Source organism: Herbiconiux sp., from assembly GCF_023264895.1.
Taxonomy (GTDB): Bacteria; Actinomycetota; Actinomycetes; order Actinomycetales; family Microbacteriaceae; genus Herbiconiux.
Genome location: NZ_JAHFUY010000010.1, coordinates 1 through 4,722, shown reverse-complemented (window position 1 = coordinate 4,722; position 4,722 = coordinate 1). Strand labels below are relative to the sequence as shown.

Sequence of the window (4,722 nt, the reverse complement as noted above, 5' to 3'; positions counted from 1 at the left end):
AGTCGAGATGCAGTTCGGAATCTTCACCGTCGGAGACGTCACCACGGATCCCACGAACAACACCACCCCCACCGAGAACGAGCGCATCAAGGCCATCCTGACCATCGCGCAGAAGGCCGAGGAGGTCGGCCTCGACGTCTTCGCCCTCGGTGAGCACCACAACGAGCCCTTCGTGCCCTCGAGCCCGACGACGATGCTCGGCTACGTCGCCGCCAAGACCGAGAAGCTGCTGCTCTCGACCGCCACGACGCTCATCACCACGAACGACCCGGTGAAGATCGCCGAGGACTACGCGATGCTCCAGCACGTGGCCGACGGCCGCGTCGACCTCATGATGGGCCGCGGCAACACGGGCCCCGTCTACCCGTGGTTCGGCAAGGACATCCGCCAGGGCATCCCGCTCGCCATCGAGAACTACGCGCTGCTGCGCCGGCTCTGGGACGAGAAGGTCGTCGACTGGGAGGGCCAGTTCCGCACGCCGCTGCAGGGCTTCACCTCGACGCCCCGCCCGCTCGACGACGTCGCGCCCTTCGTCTGGCACGGCTCCATCCGGAGCCCCGAGATCGCCGAGCAGGCCGCCTACTACGGCGACGGCTTCTTCGCGAACCACATCTTCTGGCCCAAGGAGCACTTCCAGCGCCTGATCGCCTTCTACCGTCAGCGCTTCGAGCACTACGGCCACGGCGCCGCCGACCAGGCCTTCGTGGGCCTCGGCGGTCAGGTCTTCATGGCCAAGAACTCGCAGGACGCGGTGAAGCAGTTCCGCCCCTACTTCGACAACGCGCCCGTCTACGGGCACGGACCGAGCCTCGAGGACTTCACCGAGCAGACCCCGCTCACCGTCGGCAGCCCGCAGCAGGTGATCGACCGCACGCTCACCTTCCGCGAGACCTTCGGCGACTACCAGCGCCAGCTGTTCCTCATGGACCACGCCGGACTGCCGCTGAAGACCGTGCTCGAGCAGCTCGACATGCTCGGCGAGCTCGTGGTGCCCGTGCTCCGCAAGGAGCTCGACGCCAAGCGCCCGGCGCACGTGCCGGACGGCCCCACCCACGCCTCGGAGATCGAGCGGATGGCGTCGCGCCGCGCGGCGAAGGCCGTTCAGGATGCCGAGGCCCAGTCGAGCGTAGCCGCCGAGGCCGCGCGCGTCGGCCAGGGAGCCTGACATGACCAGCAGCACAAGCACCACCACGAGGATCGTCGCGCTGAGCGCCGGCCTCAGCCAGCCCTCCTCCACCCGTCTGCTCGCCGACCGCCTCACCGAGGCGGCGGTGGGCGACCTGGCCGAGCGCGGGGTCGAGGCCGAGGTGACCGTGATCGAGCTGCGCGACCTCGCGCACGACATCACGAACAACCTCGTGACGGGCTTCCCGAGCACCAAGCTCCAGGAGGCGATCGACGCCCTCACGGGTGCCGACGGGCTGATCGCCGCAACGCCCATCTTCACGGCGAGCTACTCGGGGCTGTTCAAGTCGTTCTTCGACGTGATCGACAACACCGCCCTCACGGGGCTCCCGGTGCTGATCGCCGCGACCGGAGGCACTCCGCGCCACTCGCTCGCCCTCGATCACGCGCTTCGGCCCCTCTTCAGCTACCTCCGTGCGCCCGTGCTCCCCACGAGCGTGTTCGCGGCCGCCGAGGACTGGGGCTCAGGCTCGGCCGACGACGGCTTCCCCACACTGCCCGACCGCATCCGCCGGGCCGCCGGTGAACTTGCGGCCGCCGTGGCCGTGTCGACCCGCTCGAGCCAGGTACGCGATCCGTTCGCCCTCGCCACCGGGTTCAGCCCGGGCGGGGCCGGCGGGAGCGGCGTCGGAGGTTTCGGGGAACAGTAGCCGGCGATCATGCCTACAGTGAAGGTATGGCTGTGAGCGTGAGGACCATCCGGACCGCCGTGCCGGCGACGGTCATCCGGCAGGAGCAGGTGCGCGATCTGTTCGCCGCCCAGCCCGGCCTCGGCCGGCTGGGCGAGCGGCTTGTCGCGACCTCGTTCGACGCCTCGGGCATCGACACCCGGCACACCGTGGTGACCGACTTCGAGGAGGGCGGGCACGGCGTGTTCATCGACGCGGAGCGCACCCTCCTCGCCCCCGGCACGGCCGCCCGCAACGAGCTCTACACGGTCGAGGCCGCCGAGCTCGCCGTACGTGCCGCGCGCGAGGCGCTCGACGCCGGATCGGGGTTCGGCGCCGCCGACGTCACCCACGTCATCACGGTCTCCTGCACCGGCTTCTTCTCGCCGGGCCCCGACTACGTGCTCGTGCGACGCCTCGGGCTCGATCCGGGCGTGCAGCGGTTCCACGTGGGTTTCATGGGCTGCTACGCCGCCTTCCCCGCCCTGAAGATGGCGAAGGCGTTCTGCGACGCCGATCCGTCGGCCGTCGTGCTCGTCGTGAGCGTCGAGCTCTGCACCCTGCACGTGCGCTCGTCGAGCGACCCCGACCAGATCGTCGCCTCGTCGGTCTTCGCCGACGGCGCTGCGGCCGCCCTCGTCACCGCGCGCGAACCCGCCGACGCCGATGCCGCAGCGGGCGGATCCGCGGTGCTCGACCTCGACTCCTTCTCCACGACCCTCACCCCGGTGGGGGAGGACGCGATGGCCTGGACCATCGGCGACCACGGCTTCGAGATGGTGCTCAGCTCCTACGTGCCGAAGATCATCGACGAGCACATCACTGGCGCGCTGGAGCCGCTGCTCGCCGGCACATCGTCGAGCGCCGTCGAGCGCTGGGCCGTCCATCCGGGCGGTCGCAGCATCCTCGACCGGGTGCAGGCGAAGCTCGGTCTGAGCGACGAGCAGCTCGCGCCGTCCCGCGAGGTCCTCCGCCGCTACGGCAACATGTCGAGCGCCACCATCCTCTTCGTGCTCGAGCGCATCCTCGCCGATGCCGCGGCGCATCCGGTGGCCGGGGGAGAGCAGGTCTGCGCCATGGCGTTCGGGCCGGGACTGACCGTCGAGACGGGCCTGTTCACCGCACGGCCCGGATCCGCCGCACGCCTCGCGGCCGGGATCGGTGCGGGGCGCGAGGCGGGGCGCACCGTGGGGGAGGCGGCCTGAGTGCTGGGCGTGCCCGACCTGCGCCGCCGCGCCGTCGACCTGCGTGAGCGGATGGACGACCCGGCCGCCGACCCGGCGCTGCTCACTCGCACCTACGAGCAGTTCGCCACGGTCAACCGCCTCATCTCGGGCTGGCGGGACACCTACAAGGAGCGGATCCGGCCCCTGCTAAGCGCCGACCTTCCGTCGACGCTGCTCGACGTGGGCTGCGGGGGCGGCGACATCGCCCGTGCCCTCGCCCGCTGGGCGAAGGAGGACGGGCTGCAGCTGCAGGTGGCGGCGATCGATCCGGATCCCCGGGCCATGGACTACGCCGAGTCGGTGCCGAACCCCGATGGCGTCATCTTCCTGCGTGCCCTCAGCAGCCAGCTCGTCGAGCGCGCCCAGCGGTTCGACTTCGTGATCTCGAACCACGTGCTGCACCACCTCTCGGCCACCGAGCTCACCGACCTGCTGATCGACTGCGAGCTGCTCTGCCGCCGGATCGCGCTGCACAGCGACATCCGGCGGAGCCCCGGCGCCTACCTCGCGTTCTCGGCGGTGACCGTCGCGCTGTTCCACGGCTCCTTCATCCGCGAGGACGGCCTCATCTCCATCCGCCGGAGCTACACCACCGCCGAGCTCCGTGTCGCGGCGCGTCGGGAATGGGAGGTCGAGTCTCAGGCTCCCTACCGCAACCTGCTCACGTACACGGGGCCCGTCGCCGACTGATTGACTAGGGGGATGCATCCCTCGCCCCGCCACAAGCCCCTCTGGCGCTGGGAGGTCTTCCTCTTCGCCGTCGTGCTGCTGCTCGCCATCGTCTCCGGCTTCCTCGTGCGCGCCGACTGGGGGATCGGCGGTGCGATCGCCGTGGTGGCGCTTCTGGTCGTGGCTGTGGCCGCTGCCGGGTTCCTGATCGTGCCGCTCCTCCGGCCGAACGGCCGCGACAGCGAGAACACGCGGCGCTCCGTCGAGGGGGTCGAGCTCGTGCCGCTCGAAGGCGACGTCTCCGACTCCGGCTCGCGGACCGTGCGCGTGCTGCAGTCGGAGCGCCGGCAGTCGGCGATCGAGGCGGCCCGTGCGAAGTCGGCGGGCGAGCCGAGGGGCGTGCTGACCCCGGATGCGAGTCGCTGGCTCGGCCGGCGGCTCCAGGTGGCCGTCGACCTCGTGGCCGACGACGGGGCGGTCTACCGGGCCGGGTTCCTCCCGCCCGAGATCGACGGCAGGGTCGACGCGCTGGTGCAGCCGCTCGCCGCCCGCGGCGCCGCCGCCGTCGTGCCCGTGCGCGTCGTGGGCGCCGTGCGGCCGTTCCGGGTCGAGATCGACGTGCCGGCGCGAGCGTTCCTCGGTTAATGCCTCCTTCACTGGTAGACTGGAGGGGTTGAGAGCAGGCCGGCAGGTAGCTGGTCCTCGGTGGTGGGTTTCCGGCGCACGTCGTGCATCCGGAGTTCTTCTACTGGTGGCCAGCATGTGTTCAGTCACAGCGTCGCCCTTCAACGCACAAGTTCAGGGAACGTCAAAGATCCCTGCTATTCCGCCTGCTCCCACGCGAGGAGTCGCACGCCCACACGGGGCCGCGACGCTAAACAAAGGAGAAAGACCTCTTGGAAGGTCCTGAAATCAAATTCGCCGAAGCCGTTCTCGACAACGGCAAGTACGGCACCCGCACCGTCCGCTTCGAG

At 70.4% G+C, this 4,722-nt stretch carries 5 protein-coding genes; all 5 read left to right on the top strand.

What is annotated here, in order from left to right:
* Positions 1 to 7: 7 nt before the first annotated feature.
* Genes Q0D57_RS00835 through Q0D57_RS00815 form a run of 5 tightly spaced genes read left to right on the top strand, consistent with a single transcriptional unit; the run spans position 8 to position 4,393 of the window.
* Complete coding sequence (locus Q0D57_RS00835) at positions 8 to 1,165, top strand: LLM class flavin-dependent oxidoreductase (protein WP_291036725.1); 1,158 nt, start codon at positions 8 to 10, stop codon at positions 1,163 to 1,165.
* A 1-nt stretch (position 1,166) separates the two neighbouring features.
* Entirely contained in the window at positions 1,167 to 1,835 is a 669-nt protein-coding gene (locus Q0D57_RS00830; protein WP_291036720.1) for an FMN reductase, read from the top strand.
* Between the two features lie 26 nt (positions 1,836 to 1,861).
* Positions 1,862 to 3,058 carry a type III polyketide synthase gene (locus tag Q0D57_RS00825; RefSeq protein ID WP_291036714.1) on the top strand — a complete coding sequence of 399 codons (1,197 nt, stop codon included), beginning with the start codon at positions 1,862 to 1,864 and terminating at the stop codon, positions 3,056 to 3,058.
* Positions 3,059 to 3,769, top strand: coding sequence for a class I SAM-dependent methyltransferase (locus Q0D57_RS00820; protein WP_366518567.1), 711 nt, complete (start codon positions 3,059 to 3,061; stop codon positions 3,767 to 3,769).
* Positions 3,770 to 3,781: 12 nt separating this feature from the next.
* Complete coding sequence (locus Q0D57_RS00815) at positions 3,782 to 4,393, top strand: hypothetical protein (RefSeq protein ID WP_291036712.1); 612 nt, start codon at positions 3,782 to 3,784, stop codon at positions 4,391 to 4,393.
* Positions 4,394 to 4,722: the final 329 nt, after the last annotated feature.

Bases quoted from the DNA above. Each gene is read 5' to 3' on its own strand.
- Q0D57_RS00835 (WP_291036725.1), top strand. From the start codon at position 8: ATGCAGTTCGGAATCTTCACCGTCGGAGACGTCACCACGGATCCCACG.
- Q0D57_RS00830 (WP_291036720.1), top strand. From the start codon at position 1,167: ATGACCAGCAGCACAAGCACCACCACGAGGATCGTCGCGCTGAGCGCC.
- Q0D57_RS00825 (WP_291036714.1), top strand. From the start codon at position 1,862: ATGGCTGTGAGCGTGAGGACCATCCGGACCGCCGTGCCGGCGACGGTC.
- Q0D57_RS00815 (WP_291036712.1), top strand. From the start codon at position 3,782: ATGCATCCCTCGCCCCGCCACAAGCCCCTCTGGCGCTGGGAGGTCTTC.